The organism is Aminobacter sp. LjRoot7, assembly GCF_964252895.1.
Lineage (GTDB): Bacteria > Pseudomonadota > Alphaproteobacteria > Rhizobiales > Rhizobiaceae > Aminobacter > Aminobacter aminovorans_B.
The window spans coordinates 619722-637620 of sequence record NZ_CAXUPX020000003.1 but is presented as its reverse complement, the minus strand read 5'-3'; the positions used below and the strand labels follow the sequence as shown (position 1 = coordinate 637620).

General features: G+C 62.5%; 16 protein-coding genes and 1 tRNA gene. 10 read left to right on the top strand and 7 right to left on the bottom strand.

Annotated features, from left to right (window positions below):
• Positions 1-112: 112 nt before the first annotated feature.
• A complete protein-coding gene (locus ACSQ3E_RS12700; RefSeq protein ID WP_436122934.1) occupies positions 113-2974 on the bottom strand; it encodes an Rne/Rng family ribonuclease in 2862 nt (953 codons plus the stop codon).
• A gap of 649 nt (positions 2975-3623) precedes the next feature.
• Here ACSQ3E_RS12700 and ACSQ3E_RS12695 point away from each other — a divergent pair.
• From ACSQ3E_RS12695 to ACSQ3E_RS12665, 7 genes are all read left to right on the top strand, one after another.
• Complete coding sequence (locus tag ACSQ3E_RS12695; protein WP_436122933.1) at positions 3624-4889, top strand: N-acetylmuramoyl-L-alanine amidase; 1266 nt, start codon at positions 3624-3626, stop codon at positions 4887-4889.
• A gap of 209 nt (positions 4890-5098) precedes the next feature.
• Entirely contained in the window at positions 5099-7549 is a 2451-nt protein-coding gene (locus ACSQ3E_RS12690) for a penicillin-binding protein 1A (protein ID WP_310328459.1), read from the top strand.
• Positions 7550-7772: 223 nt separating this feature from the next.
• Positions 7773-8243: a VOC family protein gene (locus ACSQ3E_RS12685; protein WP_436122932.1), complete on the top strand. Its 471-nt coding sequence runs from the start codon at positions 7773-7775 to the stop codon at positions 8241-8243.
• 143 nt (positions 8244-8386) lie between these two features.
• Positions 8387-9518, top strand: a protein-coding gene (prfB, locus tag ACSQ3E_RS12680; protein WP_184774295.1) for a peptide chain release factor 2 whose coding sequence is annotated in 2 segments (ribosomal slippage) — positions 8387-8452 and positions 8454-9518 — 1131 coding nt in all. Because the reading frame shifts where the segments join, the coding sequence is not laid out codon by codon here.
• 132 nt (positions 9519-9650) lie between these two features.
• Entirely contained in the window at positions 9651-9986 is a 336-nt protein-coding gene (locus tag ACSQ3E_RS12675) for a hypothetical protein (RefSeq protein WP_436122931.1), read from the top strand.
• A 102-nt stretch (positions 9987-10088) separates the two neighbouring features.
• Positions 10089-10457 carry a GFA family protein gene (locus ACSQ3E_RS12670; protein WP_310328467.1) on the top strand — a complete coding sequence of 123 codons (369 nt, stop codon included), beginning with the start codon at positions 10089-10091 and terminating at the stop codon, positions 10455-10457.
• 149 nt (positions 10458-10606) lie between these two features.
• On the top strand, positions 10607-11254 hold the full coding sequence (locus ACSQ3E_RS12665; protein WP_310328470.1) for an OmpA family protein: 648 nt from the start codon (positions 10607-10609) through the stop codon (positions 11252-11254).
• Positions 11255-11460: 206 nt separating this feature from the next.
• Here the strand turns inward: ACSQ3E_RS12665 and ACSQ3E_RS12660 are convergent, their stop codons facing one another.
• The 3 genes from ACSQ3E_RS12660 to ACSQ3E_RS12650 form a co-directional block, all read right to left on the bottom strand.
• Complete coding sequence (locus ACSQ3E_RS12660) at positions 11461-13008, bottom strand: DEAD/DEAH box helicase (RefSeq protein ID WP_436122930.1); 1548 nt, start codon at positions 13006-13008, stop codon at positions 11461-11463.
• Between the two features lie 167 nt (positions 13009-13175).
• A complete protein-coding gene (locus tag ACSQ3E_RS12655) occupies positions 13176-13949 on the bottom strand; it encodes an NAD kinase (RefSeq protein ID WP_310328474.1) in 774 nt (257 codons plus the stop codon).
• Positions 13950-14071: 122 nt separating this feature from the next.
• The gene (locus ACSQ3E_RS12650) at positions 14072-14488 is read right to left on the bottom strand and encodes a hypothetical protein (protein ID WP_310328476.1); all 417 of its coding nucleotides are present in this window, start codon (positions 14486-14488) and stop codon (positions 14072-14074) included.
• A 231-nt stretch (positions 14489-14719) separates the two neighbouring features.
• Between ACSQ3E_RS12650 and ACSQ3E_RS12645 the strand changes: the two genes are divergently transcribed.
• The gene (locus tag ACSQ3E_RS12645) at positions 14720-15457 is read left to right on the top strand and encodes a GGDEF domain-containing protein (protein WP_436122929.1); all 738 of its coding nucleotides are present in this window, start codon (positions 14720-14722) and stop codon (positions 15455-15457) included.
• 23 nt (positions 15458-15480) lie between these two features.
• Here the strand turns inward: ACSQ3E_RS12645 and ACSQ3E_RS12640 are convergent, their stop codons facing one another.
• Positions 15481-15648: a hypothetical protein gene (locus ACSQ3E_RS12640; RefSeq protein WP_436122928.1), complete on the bottom strand. Its 168-nt coding sequence runs from the start codon at positions 15646-15648 to the stop codon at positions 15481-15483.
• A gap of 161 nt (positions 15649-15809) precedes the next feature.
• Between ACSQ3E_RS12640 and ACSQ3E_RS12635 the strand changes: the two genes are divergently transcribed.
• Positions 15810-15885 (top strand) — tRNA-Thr (locus ACSQ3E_RS12635).
• Between the two features lie 8 nt (positions 15886-15893).
• On the opposite strand, the gene ACSQ3E_RS12630 is transcribed toward ACSQ3E_RS12635, so the two are convergent.
• The gene (locus tag ACSQ3E_RS12630; RefSeq protein ID WP_436122927.1) at positions 15894-16388 is read right to left on the bottom strand and encodes a YbaK/EbsC family protein; all 495 of its coding nucleotides are present in this window, start codon (positions 16386-16388) and stop codon (positions 15894-15896) included.
• A gap of 206 nt (positions 16389-16594) precedes the next feature.
• Here ACSQ3E_RS12630 and ACSQ3E_RS12625 point away from each other — a divergent pair, with 206 nt between their 5' ends.
• The gene (locus tag ACSQ3E_RS12625) at positions 16595-16918 is read left to right on the top strand and encodes a BA14K family protein (protein WP_436122926.1); all 324 of its coding nucleotides are present in this window, start codon (positions 16595-16597) and stop codon (positions 16916-16918) included.
• A 54-nt stretch (positions 16919-16972) separates the two neighbouring features.
• Here the strand turns inward: ACSQ3E_RS12625 and bhcR are convergent, their stop codons facing one another.
• Positions 16973-17809 carry an HTH-type transcriptional regulator BhcR gene (bhcR, locus tag ACSQ3E_RS12620; protein WP_436122925.1) on the bottom strand — a complete coding sequence of 279 codons (837 nt, stop codon included), beginning with the start codon at positions 17807-17809 and terminating at the stop codon, positions 16973-16975.
• Between the last annotated feature and the right edge of the window lie 90 nt (positions 17810-17899).

The window sequence follows — 17899 nt, the reverse complement described above, 5'->3', positions numbered from 1 at the left end:
GAGCCGTATATCGGTGCAAATGGGTTCGGACGGCAAGCAAAATAATCTCACAAATTGAAGACCCCGACCGGCGAATGCTGATCGGGGTCTTTTACATCAGAAAAATGGAAGATTAGAAAAAGCCCTTACGCTGCCACCAACCGCCTTTTTTAGGCTTGGCTTCGCCAGATGCGGCTTCTTCGGTCTCGACGACCGAGGTCACAACCGGCGTCGCAGGCGCGACCGGCGCTGCGGCAGGGGCTTCGGAGACGACGTCATCCTCGGCCGGAGCGGCGGCAGCCTTGCGGCGTGGCGCACGCGGCTTTGCCGCCTTCTTCTCGGGCTTCGCTTCGGCTTCAGGTGCAGCAGCTTCGGCAACAACCTCGGCAGTGGGAGCCTCTGCAGCCACTTCAGCTTCGGCCTCTGCCTTCTTGGCCTTGGCCGAGCGGCGCGGCGCCTTCTTCGGCTTGGCTTCGACGACAGCTTCCGGCTCGTCAGCGGCAACTTCGACCGTCACCACTTCTGCGGTCACGACTTCGCTTGCAGCAGTATCGGCGGCGGCGTTTTCGTCGGGTGCGATCTGTTCGCTGCCTTCCGCCGACTGCTCTTCGTCTTCCTTGCGGTTGCGCTTGCCGCCACGCTTGCCGCGACGCCGCTTCTTGGCAGCGGCATCTTCGGCCGCGGTCGCGTCGACAGCGGCGATCTCACCAGCTTCCTCGGTAACTACGGCCTCAACGGCGACGTCCTCTTCGCCATCCTCGGCTTCGTTGGCTTCGCCAGCGGCGACGGCACCTTCCGGCGGCGCGCCATGCTCGCGGTCGCGATCACGACCGCCACGGCGACGCCGGCGCTTGCGGCGCTTGCGGTCATGCTGCTCGCCGCCTTCGGCTGCTGCTGCAGGCTGCGGCGCGCGCGCTGGCTGTGCCTCGACAACGACGGTCTCTTCTTCCTCTTCGACGATCTCGTCTTCGATTTCCTCGGGCTCTTCATAGACCGGGGCTGCGACGGGCAGGGCGAAGTTCGCCGGCTTCTCGGCGATGGCGCCGCGGAAGATGGCGTGGTTCTGCGAACCGACGCTGTCGTCTGCTTCGAGCGTGATCGTCACCCCGAAGCGGTTTTCGAGATCGACCAGCGTCGAGCGCTTGTGGTTGAGCACGTAGAGCGCGGTCGCCACCGGCGTCTTGACGGTGATGTGGCTGCGCGAGTCCTTGAGCAGGAACTCTTCGATGGCACGCACGACCTGCAGCGCCACCGAGGAGTCCGAACGGACATGGCCGGTGCCACCGCAATGCGGGCAGGGCTTCATCGTCGATTCGAGCACGCTGGCACGGATGCGCTGGCGCGACATCTCCATCAGGCCGAAATGCGAGATGCGGCCGACCTGGATGCGGGCGCGATCGTTCTTCAGGCAATCCTTGAGCTTCTTTTCGACCGCACGGTTGTTGCGGTTCTCCTCCATGTCGATGAAGTCGATGACGATCAGGCCGGCAAGGTCGCGCAGCCTGAGCTGGCGAGCGACTTCCTCGGCGGCTTCAAGGTTGGTGTGGAGAGCCGTCTCCTCGATCGAGTGCTCCTTGGTGGAGCGCCCGGAGTTGACGTCGATGGCAACCAGCGCTTCGGTCTGGTTGATGATGATGTAGCCACCGGACTTCAGCGTCACCTGCGGCTGAACCATACGCTCGAGCTGCGATTCGATGCCGCTGCGCACGAAGATCGGCGTGATGTCGCGATAGGGCTGGACGACCTTGGCATGGCTGGGCATCAGCATGCGCATGAAGTCCTTGGCCTCGCGGTAGCCGTCCTCGCCGGCGACGAGAACCTCGTCGATGTCCTTGTTGTAGAGGTCACGCACCGATCGCTTGATCAGGCTGCCTTCCTCATAGACCAGTGCTGGGGCCGTCGACTGTAGCGTCAGGCTGCGGACGTTCTCCCACAGGCGCATCAGATATTCGTAGTCGCGCTTGATCTCGGCCTTGGTGCGGCTTTCACCTGCGGTGCGCAGTATGACGCCCATGCCCTTCGGCACCTCGAGATCGGCAACAACTTCCTTGAGACGCTTGCGGTCCTGGGCGTTGGTGATCTTGCGCGAAATGCCGCCGCCGCGCGCCGTATTGGGCATCAGCACCGAATAACGGCCGGCGAGCGACAGATAGGTCGTCAGAGCAGCGCCCTTGTTGCCGCGCTCTTCCTTCACCACCTGGACCAGCAGGATCTGGCGGCGCTTGATGACTTCCTGGATCTTGTAGTGGCGGCGAACCGGCTTGCGGCGGTTGCGCACCTCTTCGAGCGCGTCTTCGGCGCCGACAGACTCGATCTCGTGGTCGTCGTGGTGGGCCGAGTGCACTTCCTCGATCACACCGCCGTTTTCGTTTTCGGTGACGGTCGGCGCGGGCGCCCGTTCGGACACGACGTCGGCATCGACCGATGCGGCGATCGATGTCGGCTCACGCTCGTCGGAACCGCCATTGCCCTCATGGGCATGCACTTCGACAGCCGACTCGTCGCCGTTGGCATCGGAAGCGTCGCTTGCCGCGATCGATTCGCCATCGTCCTCGGAGGACGAGCTGTCGTCGTCGCCCGAGCCCTCGGGCTTGTTCTCGTCGTTGCGGCCGCGGTTCTTGCCGCCGCGCCGCCTGCGGCGTCCACGGTTGCGATCCTGGCTCTTGCTCTCGTCGCCTTCGTTGTCTTCGTCTTCCTCGTCCTCGGCTTCTTCCGCCTCGGCGCGCAGCAGCGCCTGCCGATCGGCAACCGGGATCTGGTAATAGTCGGGATGGATTTCGCTGAAGGCGAGGAAGCCGTGACGGTTCCCGCCATACTCGACAAAGGCAGCCTGGAGAGACGGCTCAACCCGCGTTACGCGGGCGAGGTAGATGTTTCCTTTGAGCTGCTTCTTGTCCTGTGATTCGAAATCAAATTCTTCAATACGGTTACCGCGAACTACGACAACCCGTGTTTCCTCCGGGTGGGAGGCGTCTATCAGCATCTTGTTGGGCATTATTTGTCCTCCCGGCAGCCGTCAGCTGCGGCCTGCGGGAACTCGTCCGCCGCCGTGGGTTTGCTGATGTGAGGGTGCCGGATGATTTTGCGCCCGCCGGTCGCAGCCAAAACGCCATGGCGGTGCCGCCCGCTGCCGTGATGGCGCGGTTACCTGCGGACCTGTCCATGATTGCGTCTGTGGCCAATGCGTGACCTTGCGGAACCTTGTTTCAAATCTAAGCCCGGGAATCCGGACCAGCTACTTTGCTCTTACAGAGCCGGCGCGGAATAGTGTCCGGCCGTTTTTCTCACGCAGTCGCTACCCCGCCACGGGCCGCGCCTGCGAATCTCGTCGCGATCACTGAAACTGTCTCTGTTGTGAGCCGGGCCATCGCTCGTCGCGTGGTTCCCTAGCGGAAGGCGCTGGGGGCGCGGGCCCTGGATTGCAGTGATCCAATGTCGCTTTTATGATTTGGCGAGACTGAGCGCAACCCCGATTTCCGACGCCGGCAAAGGCGGGAGCGACAACGTCGGGGGGAGCATTCCGACAAAGACTCGGTTAACCTTCTCTGGTTACCACTCGTTAATCGAGGGGCTGCGTATTCGGCCTGCGATTGGTGGCGGTGTGCAATGACTGCACACCTGCTTTTTGGAGCGGCAAGACTGAGATGTGGCCTGCGGCATTGACTGGCAAGAGCTTCCCGTTTGGGAGCATCCAGCCCGGCGGCGCGGTACGCCGCGCGATGTTCGCGCTTTTGGCGTTCCTCACTGTCTTTGCCGGTATCGATTGCCAGCCGGTTTGTGCCGCAGAGACGATCAAGACGCTCGACTACAAGATGGCAGGCGACGCGACTCATATGCGCATCGTCATGAATTTCGACAAGGAGCCGGAACCGAAGTGGTTCCTGCTGCGCAGCCCGCATCGCCTTGTCGTCGATCTTCCCGATGCCACTCTTGCGATCGACGCCAAGGACCTCAAGCCGCGCGGCCTGATCAAGAGCGTACGTTATGGCCCGTCGGGCGAGGGCGCTTCGCGGCTGATCGTGACCTCGAAGGGACCGTTTAACGTAGAGAAGGTCGACATCCTCAAGAATGAAGACGGCTCCGGTTATCGCCTGGTCGCCGACATCGCCGCCGCCTCCGAGCGTGAGTTCGACGCGGCGCTCGCCATCCAGGCCGAGACGACTGGCTCGACGACACCTAAGACGGACAGGCTCGGCAAGATCGCGCATCGCGGCGACCGCCCGTTCACCATCGTGCTCGATCCAGGCCATGGCGGCATCGACGGTGGTGCCGAAGGCCTGAACGGAACGGTCGAAAAGACGGTCACGCTCGCCTTCGCCAAGGAGCTGCAGGCCAAGCTTGCTTCTAACAGCGCCTACAAGGTCGTTCTGACCCGCGAGGGCGACGAGTTTCTCCGCCTCGACGACCGCGTCCGCATAGCCCGCCAGCAGGAAGCCGACCTGTTCATTTCGATCCATGCCGATACGATCAGGCTCAAGGGTATCCGCGGCGCGACCGTTTATACCGTGTCGGACAAAGCATCGGATGCTGACGCACAGGCGCTGGCCGATCGCGAAAACCTGTCCGACCAGCTGGCCGGCGTCGATGTTGCTGAAGAAGACCACGCGGTCTCCGACATTCTCGTCGATCTGATCCGGCGCGAGACGCACGGCTTTTCGACGCGTTTTGCGCGCTCGCTGGTCGGCGAGCTGTCGCCGACAGTCGGCATGATCAACAATCCGCATCGTTCGGCTGGTTTCCGGGTGCTCAAGGCGCCCGATGTGCCGTCGGTCCTCGTTGAGCTCGGTTATCTCTCCAACCCCGAGGACGAAGAGCAGCTGCGCAGTGCTGATTGGCGGGAGAAGGCCGCGACGAGCATTTCGAAGGCCGTGGCAGCCTTTGTCGCCGAAAGGGGCGCCACCGGCGGCTGACTGCGTTTCTTTGGCTGGCATTGCCGACAAGCGGTGGAACGGGCATTTCTAGTGTTTTCGGCCAGAATCTTTGGCGCGTGCGGGCTGTTGCCGTATTTTGTCCACAACCGCGCGACATGGGTGGCCGATAGCGGATCGGGACAATACCTGCAGCTTGCGATGATGGCGGGTTGGTTTAGGGAATCCCCGGACCTTGTACTGGAGCGGGCATGATTCGTCTTATCGGCTATTTCTTCGGCATCGGCACGACGCTTGCGCTCGTCGTCGCGGCTGGCGTTGCGCTCTATCTCGGCCAGCTGACCAAGGAACTCCCCGATTACGAGGTGCTCGCCAAATACGAGCCGCCGGTGACGACGCGTGTCCACGCCTCCGACGGCGCGCTGATGGGCGAGTTCGCGCGCGAGCGCCGGCTGTATCTGCCGATCCAGGCCGTGCCCGATCGCGTCAAGGCAGCCTTCCTGTCCGCTGAAGACAAGAATTTCTACAATCACCCCGGCATCGACGTGACCGGCCTCGGCCGCGCCGTGCTGACCAACTTCCAGAATTTCGGTTCCGGCCGCCGCCAGGTCGGCGCGTCGACCATCACCCAGCAGGTCGCCAAGAACTTCCTTCTGAGCTCGGACCAGACCTATGAGCGCAAGATCAAGGAAATGGTTCTGGCCTTCCGCATCGAGCAGGCTTACTCGAAGGACCGTATCCTCGAGCTCTACGTCAACGAGATCTTCTTCGGCCTCGGCGCCTACGGCATTGCCGGTGCCGCGCTGACCTATTTCGACAAGTCGGTCAACGAACTGACCGTCGCTGAAGCCGCCTATCTCGCCGCGCTGCCGAAAGGCCCGTCGAATTATCATCCGTTCAAATATGCCGACCGTGCCATCGAGCGCCGCAACTGGGTGGTCGACCAGATGGTCACCAATGGCTACGTGTCGCGCGAAGAAGGCGACAAGGCCAAGGCCTCGCCGCTCGGCGTGACGCCGCGCCGGACCGGCACCTATGTCTTCGCCGGCGAGTACTTCACCGAGGAAGTGCGCCGCGAGTTGATCGCACGTTACGGCCAGGACGCGCTTTACGAGGGCGGCCTGTCGGTACGCACGACGCTCGATCCGAAGCTGCAGGCGATGGCGCGCAAGGCCATGCAGTCCGGCCTTGAGAAGTACGACCGCCTGCGCGGCTATCGCGGCCCGGTCAAGAACATCGACATCTCGGGCGACTGGGGCACCGCACTCGGCGAGGTCAAGGCGCTGGACGACATTCCTGAGTGGCGTCTGGCCGTGGTGCTCGACGCCACGAAGACCGGTCTCGATATCGGCCTGCAGCCCAAGCGCGAGATATCAGGCGCGCTGTCCAAGGACCGCGAGACGAGCACCGTGTCGAAGGACGACATGAGCTTTGCCATGCGCTACGTCGCCGATGGCAAGCGCGTGAAGGCCAATTCGCCGTCCGAAGTGCTGAAGACCGGCGACGTGATCTATGTCGAGAAGAACGAAGGCGACAGCTATGCGCTACGCCAGGTGCCTGAAGTGTCGGGCGGCCTCGTCGCCATGGATCCGCACACCGGCCGCGTGCTTGCCATGGTCGGCGGCTTCTCCTACTCGCAGTCGGAGTTCAACCGCGCGACCCAGGCGATGCGCCAGCCAGGCTCGGCCTTCAAGCCGTTCGTCTACGCGGCGGCGCTCGACAATGGCTACACGCCGGCATCGGTGATCATGGACGGCCCGATCACCATTCAGTCGGGCAACACCACCTGGACACCGAAGAACTATGACGGCAAGGCCGCTGGTCCCTCGACCTTGCGCGCCGGCATCGAGCGTTCGCGCAACCTGATGACGGTGCGCCTCGCCAACGACATGGGCATGAAGACGGTTGCCGAATATGCCGAACGGTTCGGTGTCTACGATAAGCTGGCGCCGTACCTGCCGATGGCGCTGGGCGCGGGCGAAACCACCGTCATGCGCATGGTCTCGGCCTATGCCGTGATGGCCAATGGCGGCCGCCAGATCAAGCCGTCGCTGATCGACCGTATCCAGGACCGCTACGGCAAGACGGTGTTCAAGCATGACGAGCGCGGCTGCGAAGGCTGCGTCGCCACCGAATGGGCCAATCAGCCCGAGCCGGAACTGGTCGACAATTCCGAGCAGGTGCTCGACCCGATGACCGCCTACCAGATCACCTCGATGCTGGAAGGCGTCGTGCTGCGCGGTACGGCAACGACGCTGCTGTCGCTCAATCGTCCCATCGCCGGCAAGACCGGAACGACCAACGACGAGAAGGATGCCTGGTTCGTCGGCTATACGCCGAACCTCGTTGTCGGCCTGTACATGGGCTACGACAAACCGCAGGGGCTCGGCAAGGGTACGACGGGTGGCGGTCTCGCTGCGCCGGTGTTCAAGGATTTCATGACGACAGCACTCGAAGGCACGCCCAAGAGCGACTTCGTCGTGCCAGCCGGCATGAAGCTGATCTCCATCGATCGCAAGACCGGCATGCAGGCAGGCGAAGGCGCGCCAGGCACCATCATGGAAGCCTTCAAGCCGGGCACCGGACCCGCCGACAGCTATTGGGTCATCGGCATGGGTGAAGACGGCACCAATGGCTACGGCGAAGCGCTGTCGCCACAGGCCAGCAAGGCCATCAGCGAAGGCGGCGGCGGCCTCTACTAGGATTGCCATTCGCCGGCATCCGCCGGAACTTCGACGGGACTGACAAATGCGCGTGGCTTGGCCGCGCGCATTTTTGTTTGCGCGCGCGTTGTTCACTTGAAAATACCCAAATAGTTATATAGCCTTATGGTTATTGAGAACGCGTACGCGTCACGACATGGTGGGTGCATGCCAGGCCGGCCGGTGATGGCGCGACGCTTGAAATGTCAGCGAGGAGAAAATGATGCAGAAGATCAGCCCGTTCCTGTGGTTCGACTACCAGGCCGAAGAGGCGGTGACGTTTTACATGTCGGTGTTCAAGAACTCCAAGATCGGCAAGGTGACGCGTTATGGCGAGGCGGGGCCGGGGCCTGCCGGCAGCGTCATGGTTGCCGAGTTTGAGCTTGAGGGGCTGCATTTCACCGCGCTGAACGGCGGCCCGATGTTCAAGTTCACTGAAGCGATTTCGATGAGCATCGACTGCAAGGACCAGGCAGAGGTCGACCACTTCTGGAACAAGCTGTCCGACGGCGGCCAGCCAGGTCAATGCGGTTGGCTGAAGGACAAGTTCGGGCTTTCGTGGCAGGTCATTCCCGAGGCATTGCCGCGACTGCTCGGCGATGACGATGGCGCCAAGGCGGGCCGGGTCATGCAGGCGATGCTGCAGATGACCAAGATCGATGTCGCCAGGCTTGAAGCCGCCTATGCCGGCTAGGCAATCGACACTGTCGCAAGACGAATGGGCAGGGCTGACGGCGCCTGCCCATTTTGCTTTACAGGGGGCGACCTCATCCCTATGTTCCGCGCGGATTCAACAGCCGCCTTCGGGCGCGAAACAAGCAAAAAGAAGCAATCTCCATGCGCGCGGAAACGCAGAACATCGTCGACGAAATCAGGCAGGCCATAAGCCTGCTGAGGAGGCATCTTTGACTGGGATCAGGCGATAAAGCGGCTTGATTACCTGAATATGCGGGCAGAGGACGGCAACCTCTGGAACGACCCGCAGGAAGCCCAGAAGCTGATGCGCGAGCGCCAGTCGCTCGATGACAGCATCAAGGCCATCAAGGGCCTGAGCCAGGCGCTGGACGACAATATCGGCCTGATCGAAATGGGCGAGGAAGAAGGCGACGCTGACATCATCAGCGAGGCCGAGACCGCCATTCGTTCGCTGGCCGGCGAGATCCGGGCGCGCCAGATCGAGTCGCTGCTGTCGGGCGAAGCCGACCAGAACGACACCTATCTCGAAGTCCACGCCGGTGCTGGCGGCACCGAGAGCCAGGACTGGGCCAACATGCTTTTGCGCATGTACACCCGCTGGGCCGAGCGTCGCCGCTTCAAGGTCGAGGTGCTGGAAGTCCATGACGGCGAAGAAGCCGGCATCAAGTCTGCCACGCTGCTGATCAAGGGCCACAATGCCTATGGCTGGCTGAAGACGGAATCGGGCGTCCATCGCCTGGTCCGCATTTCGCCTTACGACAGCAACGCGCGCCGCCACACCTCGTTCTCGAGCATCTGGGTCTATCCGGTGGTCGACGATTCGATCGAGATCGACGTCTCGGAATCGGATGTGCGCATCGACACCTACCGCTCCTCGGGCGCTGGCGGCCAGCACGTCAACACCACCGACTCGGCGGTGCGTATCACGCACATCGCCACCGGCATTGCGGTTGCCTGCCAGGCCGAGCGTTCGCAGCACAAGAACAAGGCCAAGGCTTGGGAAATGCTGCGCTCGCGTCTCTACGAGGAAGAGCTGAAGAAGCGCGAAGCCATCGCCAACGCGACGGAATCGGCCAAGACCGACATCGGCTGGGGTCACCAGATCCGCTCCTACGTGCTCCAGCCCTACCAGCTGGTCAAGGATCTGCGCACCGGCGTCGAAAGCACCAGCCCGTCCGACGTTCTCGACGGCGACCTCGACGACTTCATGGAAGCGTCGCTGTCGCAGCGCATCGAGGGCGGGGCAGGGCAGGCGGTCGCCGACCTCGACTAGCCTTTACGGCATCACCCGGTCATCGCTAAAGCGTGATGACCGGGCCGCCAGTCGACGGAACGTTTCGGGTAAGATTTCGTTAAGCGTGCGGGAGCAGGATTCGCTTGGGAGGTAATCTCAGGGGATGACGCTATGCGTCCAGAAAACCTCCGCCTGCGCCGATACACCTTGGCAGTGTCCGCACTAGCGCTGATCTCGCTCGGCACGCCACCTGCCTTTTCCCACGATGCGCCGAAAGGCTGGACTTATCCCTTTGCCTGCTGCTCCGGCTATGACTGCCGCGAGGTGCCGAAGAAGGCGATCAGCGAGCGGCCGCAAGGCTATGTCATCGAGGGCACCGGCGAAGTGGTGACCTACCAGGATGCGCGGATCCACGATTCGCCCGACGGCCAGTACCACTGGTGTTCGGTGGCCGGCGCTGATGACAGCGAGACCATCTGCCTGTTCGTGCCGCCGAAGTCCTACTGACAATGCTGACAGCTGTCCTGCTGACACCAGCGTGTCAGCAGCTACTCGCTATGGTGGCCCGTCGCAGAATGGCGACCCAAATGACATGCGAGGAATACCAAGATGGTGATCAAGGGCAGCTGCCACTGCAAGGCAACGACGTTCGAGGTGGCCGAGGCGCCGGAGACGGTGACCAGGTGCACCTGTACCTTCTGCTCCAAACGCGGCGCGCTCTGGGCCTATTACACACCTGCCCAGTTCAAGCTCACCAGTCCGCCGGAAAACGTCTCGGTCTACGCGCGCGATTCGACTGTGGTGAAGCACGGCTTCTGCGCCATCTGCGGCTGCGGCACCTTCACCGAGACGCCCGACTGGTCGACCGGCGAGCCGGATTTCGGCAATCCCAAGGTCAGCGTCAATGCGCGCCTGTTTGACGACTTCGACCTCGACAGGATCGAGGTCGTGGTGATCGACGGCAAGAACCTCTGGTAGCCGGCCAATTTGTCGTGCAGGCAGGCCTAAGTTTGCCCGTTTGCCACTGCTTCCGTTCCGTTTTTCGCCGTATTTCATGCTACAAGGCCGGTGAAGGGCTTTGCGCGGAGCGCCATTGCGTTCCGCGGTACGGAGAGGGACATATCCTTATGAAGAAGACAGTGATTTTCGCGCTGGCGGGCAGCATGTTTGTCGGCGCCTGCACGACCGATCCTTATACCGGCCAGCAGAAGGTTTCCAACGCCGCCGCAGGCGCTGGTATCGGCGCGCTCGCCGGTGCTGGCCTCGGCCTGCTCGCCGGTGGCAATGACCGCCGCAACGCGCTGATCGGTGCCGGTGTTGGCGCGCTCGCCGGCGGCCTCGCAGGCGGCTACATGGACAGGCAGGAATCCGAGCTGCGTGCCCAGCTTCAGGGCAGTGGCGTCAGCGTCACCCGCGCCGGCGACCAGATCATCCTGAACATGCCGTCGAACATCACCTTCGCCACGGATCAGGACGCGGTGAAGGCCGGCTTCTACAACACCCTGAACTCGGTGGCGCTGGTGCTCAAGAAGTTCAACCAGACCACCGTTGATGTGTTCGGCCACACCGATTCGACCGGCGGCGACCAGCACAACTTCGACCTGTCGCAGCGCCGTGCACTGTCGGTCGCGAACTATCTCGGTGCCCAGGGTGTCGATTCGCGCCGCTTTGCCGTCACCGGTTTCGGTGCGACCCGTCCGATCGCGTCCAACGCGACCTCGGAAGGCCGTGCGCAGAACCGCCGCGTCGAAATCCAGCTGTCGCCGCTCACCTGAGTGGCGAGCAAGTCGGACCCACTAACAAAACGGCCCCTTGTGGGCCGTTTTTCATATGGTGTGTTCGCCACTCGGTGTGTTCGCCACTCTATGGGAGTGAGGCGTAGGCTATGAATCCGCGCCGGCTCTTCCGTAAGTCCGGTTCGGCTAAGCACCAAAAGAAAATGGCCCCTTGAGGGGCCATCTTTCGTTGAGGTGCGGTGCACTCAGACGTTGGTTGCGATCAGCATGAAGGCTGGCATGTCGTCGCCGAAGCCGACGGTGCGGTCGTCGTCTTCCTCGCGCTGGTGGCGGCGGTTGCCGCGATGATCGTCGCGGCGCGGCCTGTCTTCATGCTCGCGCTGCTTGCGATCGGCATTGCCGTTCCGGATTGTGTCCTTGCGTTCGCGGCGCTCGTTGATGTCGGCAACGACGTTGTCGACAGGCACCTCGGCTGCCACGACGGCGACGGCCTGGGCAACTGGTGCTTCTTCACGCGGCTTGCGATCACGGTCACGCTCGCGGCCTGGCTTGTCCTTGCCACCGGCGCGACGTGGCGCGCCACGGCCGCGGCGCGGAGCCTCGTCGTCGCCTTCGCTGGCAATGACAGTCGACAGGTCACCGTCGTGCCATTCCACCTCCAAGCCGGTCAGCCGCTGGATAGCGTCGACATACTTGGTGTCGGACTTGGTAACGATGGTGAAAGCCTTGCCAAGGCGTCCGGCACGGCCGGTGCGGCCAATGCGGTGGACATAGTCTTCGGCGTGGATCGGCACGTCGTAGTTGAAGACGTGGCTGACTTCGGGAATGTCGAGACCACGCGCTGCAACGTCGGAGGCAACCAGCAGCTTCAGTTTGCCGTCACGGAAGCCGGCAAGCATCGCCATGCGCGCGCGCTGGTCCATGTCGCCGTGCAATGCGCCAGCGTCATAGTCGTGCTTGACCAGCGAACGGAACAGCTCTGAAACATCGACCTTGCGGTTGCAGAAGATGATGGCGTTCTTGATCGCATCGCCTTCGGCATTGATCAGCTTGCGCAGCGTTTCGCGCTTGTCCCACGGCTTGGGGCCTGATTTGACGAGGCGCTGCGTAATGTTGGTGCTGGTCGACGCAGCCTTGGAAACCTCGACGCGGATAGGCGCGTGCAGGAACTGTTCGGTCAGCTTGGTGATCTCCGGCGGCATCGTCGCCGAGAAGAACAGCGTCTGACGCGTGAACGGGATCAGCTTGCAGATGCGCTCGATGTCGGGAATGAAGCCCATGTCGAGCATGCGGTCGGCTTCGTCGATGACGAGGATCTCGACACCGGTCAGCAACAGCTTGCCGCGCTCGAAATGGTCGAGCATGCGGCCGGGCGTGGCGATCAGGACATCTGCGCCGCGCTCGAGCTTCTTTTCCTGCTCGTCGAACGACACGCCACCGATCAGAAGCGCGATGTTGAGCCGGTGGTTCTTGCCGTACTTGACGAAGTTTTCTTCGACCTGGGCGGCGAGTTCGCGCGTCGGTTCGAGGATCAGCGTGCGCGGCATGCGCGCCCGGGCACGGCCCTTTTCAAGGCGCGTCAGCATTGGCAGCACGAAGGATGCCGTCTTGCCGGTACCCGTCTGGGCGATGCCAAGCACGTCCTTGCCCTGCAGTGCGTGCGGGATCGCACCTGCCTGGATCGGCGTGGGCTGGGTGTAGCCCGCGTCGGTGACTGCGGAAAGGACCTTCGGCGAAAGGCCGAGGTCTGCGAAGGTCAACGCTTCTGGAGCGGTCTGAGTGTCTTCGGACAAGTTTGTTGGCTGTCTTTGCTCGTTCAAGGGCGCGGCACGCTGGCCACGACAGGCGCAAACCGCCTGCAATATGCCGCAACGCGATAGGCGTAAGTGCGCGATTTGTCAACTCAAACTGGCACACACGCGGCGATTGCAGCTGATTACTTCCAGCTGTGGCCCAATGGTCAGTACTTGAATTGCTCGGCCAGGATGCGTTCGCTCCAGGAATGGCCGGGGTCGAACAGCAGGGTTGCGGTGTGGCTTGCGGATTCCCGGACCTCGACCGACACCACCGACTTGACCTCGGTGTGGTCGGCGACCGCGTTCACCGGACGCTTCTGCTCTTCCAGTATGTCGAAGCGGACCACAGCCGTCTTGGGCAATAGCGCGCCGCGCCAGCGGCGTGGCCTGAACGGGCTGACCGGGGTCAAGGCCAGAAGCGGCGCATCGAGCGGCAGGATCGGGCCGTGGGCCGACAAATTGTAAGCAGTGGATCCGGCGGGCGTTGCCACCATGACGCCGTCGCAGATCAGTTCGTCGAGCCTGACCTTGCCGTCGACCGAAATGCGCAGGCGCGCAGCCTGGTAGGATTGGCGCAGCAGCGACACCTCGTTGATCGCCAGCGCTTCTCTTGAAGTGCCGGTGTCGTCGACGGTCACCATTTCAAGCGGCCGGATGGTTTCGGCAACCGCTGCCGCAAGACGTTCGGGCAGGGCGCCTTCGCGATACTCGTTCATCAGGAAGCCGACAGTGCCACGATTCATCCCGTAGACGCGCTTGCCGGTGCTCATCGTCTCGCGCAACGTCTGCAGCAGAAAACCGTCGCCGCCGAGTGCCACGACGATGTCGGCCTGTTCATGAGGCATCTGGCCGTAGCGCTGGGCAAGCCGCTTGGCGGCGGCATCCGCCTCCGCCGTGCCTGACGATGCGAACGAAAATGTCAGCGACTTGGCGTCCATGTGCTCCCTGGCGGCGGTCCGAACGCCGATGCCGGCCGCCGGCACCGGGGTAGCATGTGGCTTTGCCGAAGCAAAGGGAGAGGCATGGTTGCAGTGTCAGCGCTTGTTGCGCCAACCCATGCTCAACCGCCTGCTGCTTTGATGATCACGCACAGGCCGCTGCGCGTCTCTTCCTTGGACGTCACCTGACCCGGTTGGACGTTGAAGATGGCGTTGACCAGTGTGCCGCCGCCCTGGCTGCGGGCAACGACACGCAGGGTCTGGACCCGGCCGCTGCCAGACCCGTCCTGGACGGCGTCGATGGCTCCGAGTTCCTTGTTGACGGTTATGCCGGAAAAACCTTCGGCGGCGACCGCCTGCGCTAGGCGCTTCAAGGCGTCGGCCTGCTTGACCTTGGGAAATGACTGCGAGCTTTTGTAGGAGACCACCGTGACCAGCGGAATGCCGCTGACCTTGAAGTTCTTCTCGCAGCTCTGCGCCTGGGCGAGGGAAATGCCAGCCAGTGTGAAGATCGACGCCAGCAAGGTGTGTTTTAGCATTTGCTACTCCAAGGCAGCCTGTTTTCTGTTCGGTCGCATACTCGGACGCCGAAGTTGTTGAGGTCAAGTGTACGCTTCAACGAGTGTTTCGGGCTTCTTTGCCAGCGTTGCATTAGCATTCGCGCATAATCATGCGCGACGATTGCAAGACAACTCGGGTTGGAAACATTAAGCTTCAAACACTATGCATCGTTGCGAGAGCCGGATCGGAAGTAGCAAGGGTGCGTCGTTGTGTGGAAGATCGCGTTCAAGGCCAGCCTGGTCACCATCGCCGTTATCCTCGTGACCCAGGTCGTTTCGTTTTCGATCCGTCATTCGGCCGGCCAGTCTTTCACCGCATTCGTCTTCGCGATGAACTCCATCCTGCCGGTAATGACGGCGTTTCCCGCGGCCTTCCTGATCTTCTGGCAGAATGAAAAGCTCAGCCGCGCGCTTGCACAACTGTCGGAAGCCCACGCACTGCTCAAGGCAAAAGCGACGCACGATCAGATGACCGGGCTGCTGAACCGCGAGGCGTTCTTCGAGAAATCGAAGCAGGCCAGGCGAAAATGCGATTCCGGCGCGTTGCTTTTGATCGATGCCGACAACTTCAAGAGCATCAATGACACCTTCGGCCACCTTGTCGGCGACGAGGCGCTCAAGCTGATCTCGAACGCATTGCGTGCGGCGATCCGTGAGCACGATCTGGTCGGGCGTGTTGGCGGTGAGGAGTTTTGCGTCTTCCTGCCGACCACAAACCAGGACGAGGCAGCCGCGATCGCGGAGCGGATACGCAGCGAGGTCGAGCGGCTGATATTCTTTCCGGAGGAAGGCCGCCCGCATCTCCTGACGGTCAGCATCGGTGCGGTCGTATCAGCCGGGCAGCCGACATCGCAGCTCATGCGCCTCGCCGACCGCTGCCTTTATGAGGCCAAGGAGCAGGGGCGCAACCGCGTGGTTTTCGCAAGGCCGGTGTCGCCGGCTGCCTGACGCCGTTGTGCAGGAGCCCGGGTTCAACCGATGCCGGTGACGTAGTGCAGGTAGATGGCGAGTACGATGAAGCCGATGATCGTGGCGATGCCGGTCCAGTCGACCCGCGCCTCTTTCATCTGGCGGAAAAGCTTGAGCAACAGCAGCCACGCGACGATCACCATCACGGCAATAATCACGAACCTGATCATCCATCACCTCCAGCGCGGGCATTCATGCGGCCTGCGATCTGGATATAGTAGGCATATGGCTTGAGTTTTAGAGCGCGGGCCGCATGCGCATCTGGGGATGCTGCGATGCTCGCCCGAAATTGTCTTTACTGAGCCACAAAATATGCTAACCGGAGCGAATTGCCCTTGTAGCTCAGCTGGTAGAGCAGCGGTTTTGTAAACCGAAGGTCGCGGGTTCGATTCCTGCCGGGGGCACCAAACCCTTCCTATTCAGCAGCTTCCGCGTCCGCCTTGCCGACGGCATCCTGGCAGATGTCGCACCATTCCGCGTCGACGAGTGTTGCCATCCGCTCGACCCCGATTCGCACCGCGGCGTTTGTGGCGCCTGCGGCCGGAACGACTTCGTCATAGGCGCGCAGCGAGACGTCGCAATAGACCTTGAGCGGCGTGGCCAGGCCAAACGGGCAGACGCCGCCGACGGGATGGCCGGTGAGCTCCGCCACCTGCTCGACATCGAGCATGCGTGGCTTGGCGCCAAAGGCGTCGCGGCATTTGCGGTTGTCGATGCGGGCGTCGCCGCGCGCGACGACCAGAACCACGCGTTCGCCGACGCGCATGCAGATGGTCTTGGCGATCTGGGCGGGCTCGACGCCATGTGCCTCGGCTGCAAGCGCCACCGTCGCCGAGCTTGTCGGTGTCTCGATGACCTCGATGTCGGGGGCGTGTTCGGCGAAGAAGGCTTTGACGGATTGCAGGCTCATGATCGTTCCAGCGGTGGTCATTGCGATTGAGGTTTGTGACTTCAGCCGTTGTCGCGCGGCTGTCAAGCGAAGGCGATGGCTCACGCGCATCGGTGTTTCGATCCCGGCAAAAAAGATTTGAGGGGATGTGAACCTTTTGAAGGCTGGCCGCGACTGACTGGCATGAGGCGGATGAACGCCTCCCAGATCAACCGAAGGAGAGCACTATGTCTTTCAAGAGCAAGATGATTTCGGGACTTATCGCAGCCACCGTCGTCGCAACCAGCCTCATCGGCACCGTCCAGCAGTCGTCTGCTGGCGGCCTGACCAGGGCTGAAGCTGCAGCGCTTGCCGGCGCCGGCGGTTTCATTGCTGGAGCGATCATTGCCGGCGGCCATCGCCCGGCGCCTGGACCTTATTACGACGCCTATTACCCGGTCGACCCCTACGACAGCCATGTCCAGCGCTGCTTCGCGCGCTACCGCAGCTATGATCCGCGCACTGACACCTATGTCGGTTATGACGGCCGCCTGCGCTACTGTCGCCTGTAGTCGAAGCCGAAATACAATGTGGGAGAGGGGGCAACCCTTCTCCCACATGCCGTTTCAGAGGCCCGGCACCGTACCGTCGGGAGAGCCGCCGATCATCCTAGTCAGTTCCGCCGCCGCATCGCGTACGATCGGGCCGATTTCGCCCAGACGTTCCGACGTCACGCGCACCGTTGGCCCGGAAACGGAAACGCCGCCAATGGGTTCGCCGAATTCGTTGAATACGGCGGCGGCAATGCAGCGCATGCCGGGATAGCGTTCTTCGTCGTCCACCGACCAGCCGCGTGTGCGGATCTGATCGAGGTCGCGGGCAAGCAGCGCCGGTTCGGACAGCGTCCGTTCGGTGTAGGCATCAAGCCCGGCCTTGCGCACGATGGCATTGACCCGCTCGCGGTCGAGATGGGCAAGCACCGCCTTGCCGATGCCCGAGGCGTGGAACGGGCTGCGCGTGCCCGGCCGGAAGAAGGCGCGGATCGCCTGATGTGTCTCGACCTGGCTGACGAAGACCACGCAATCGTCCTCGGCGACGCCGAGATTGGCGGTCTCGCCGGTCTTTTCCATCAACTCTTGCATGACAGTCCGCGCGCGATCGACGAGCTTGCGCCGGCGCAGGAAGGCCGCTCCCATGCGATAGGTCTCGACCCCGATCGACCAGAGCTGGCCGTCGCTTTCGAACTCGACCATGCCATGGTTCTGCAATGTGGTCAGCATGCGATAGGCCGTCGCCGCGGCAAGGTCGGAAGCAGCCGAAATCTCGCTCAGTGACAGGCCGTCGCTGTGCGCGACAATGGCGAGGATGCGCAGCGCCCGGTCGAGCGACTGCACCGATCCGGCGTCCGGTGCCGGCTGGAATGCCCGAGGCCGTCCGCGCTGCCGTTTTTCCATCGCTGCCATGTCGCCGCTCCAATTGCTTTTAAAAAACTTTTTCAGCCAAAAAGCGAGGCGATGCAACGAAAAATGAAAAGTGACATAAAATCAGACGGT

Coding starts and splice junctions, on each gene's coding strand:
- ACSQ3E_RS12640 (WP_436122928.1), bottom strand. CDS start 15,648: ATGATCAGGTTCGTGATTATTGCCGTGATGGTGATCGTCGCGTGGCTG.
- ACSQ3E_RS12670 (WP_310328467.1), top strand. CDS start 10,089: ATGGTGATCAAGGGCAGCTGCCACTGCAAGGCAACGACGTTCGAGGTG.
- ACSQ3E_RS12655 (WP_310328474.1), bottom strand. CDS start 13,949: ATGGACGCCAAGTCGCTGACATTTTCGTTCGCATCGTCAGGCACGGCG.
- ACSQ3E_RS12630 (WP_436122927.1), bottom strand. CDS start 16,388: ATGAGCCTGCAATCCGTCAAAGCCTTCTTCGCCGAACACGCCCCCGAC.
- ACSQ3E_RS12650 (WP_310328476.1), bottom strand. CDS start 14,488: ATGCTAAAACACACCTTGCTGGCGTCGATCTTCACACTGGCTGGCATT.
- ACSQ3E_RS12685 (WP_436122932.1), top strand. CDS start 7,773: ATGCAGAAGATCAGCCCGTTCCTGTGGTTCGACTACCAGGCCGAAGAG.
- ACSQ3E_RS12675 (WP_436122931.1), top strand. CDS start 9,651: ATGCGTCCAGAAAACCTCCGCCTGCGCCGATACACCTTGGCAGTGTCC.
- ACSQ3E_RS12700 (WP_436122934.1), bottom strand. CDS start 2,974: ATGCCCAACAAGATGCTGATAGACGCCTCCCACCCGGAGGAAACACGG.
- ACSQ3E_RS12690 (WP_310328459.1), top strand. CDS start 5,099: ATGATTCGTCTTATCGGCTATTTCTTCGGCATCGGCACGACGCTTGCG.
- ACSQ3E_RS12695 (WP_436122933.1), top strand. CDS start 3,624: ATGTGGCCTGCGGCATTGACTGGCAAGAGCTTCCCGTTTGGGAGCATC.
- ACSQ3E_RS12625 (WP_436122926.1), top strand. CDS start 16,595: ATGTCTTTCAAGAGCAAGATGATTTCGGGACTTATCGCAGCCACCGTC.
- bhcR (WP_436122925.1), bottom strand. CDS start 17,809: ATGGCAGCGATGGAAAAACGGCAGCGCGGACGGCCTCGGGCATTCCAG.
- ACSQ3E_RS12665 (WP_310328470.1), top strand. CDS start 10,607: ATGAAGAAGACAGTGATTTTCGCGCTGGCGGGCAGCATGTTTGTCGGC.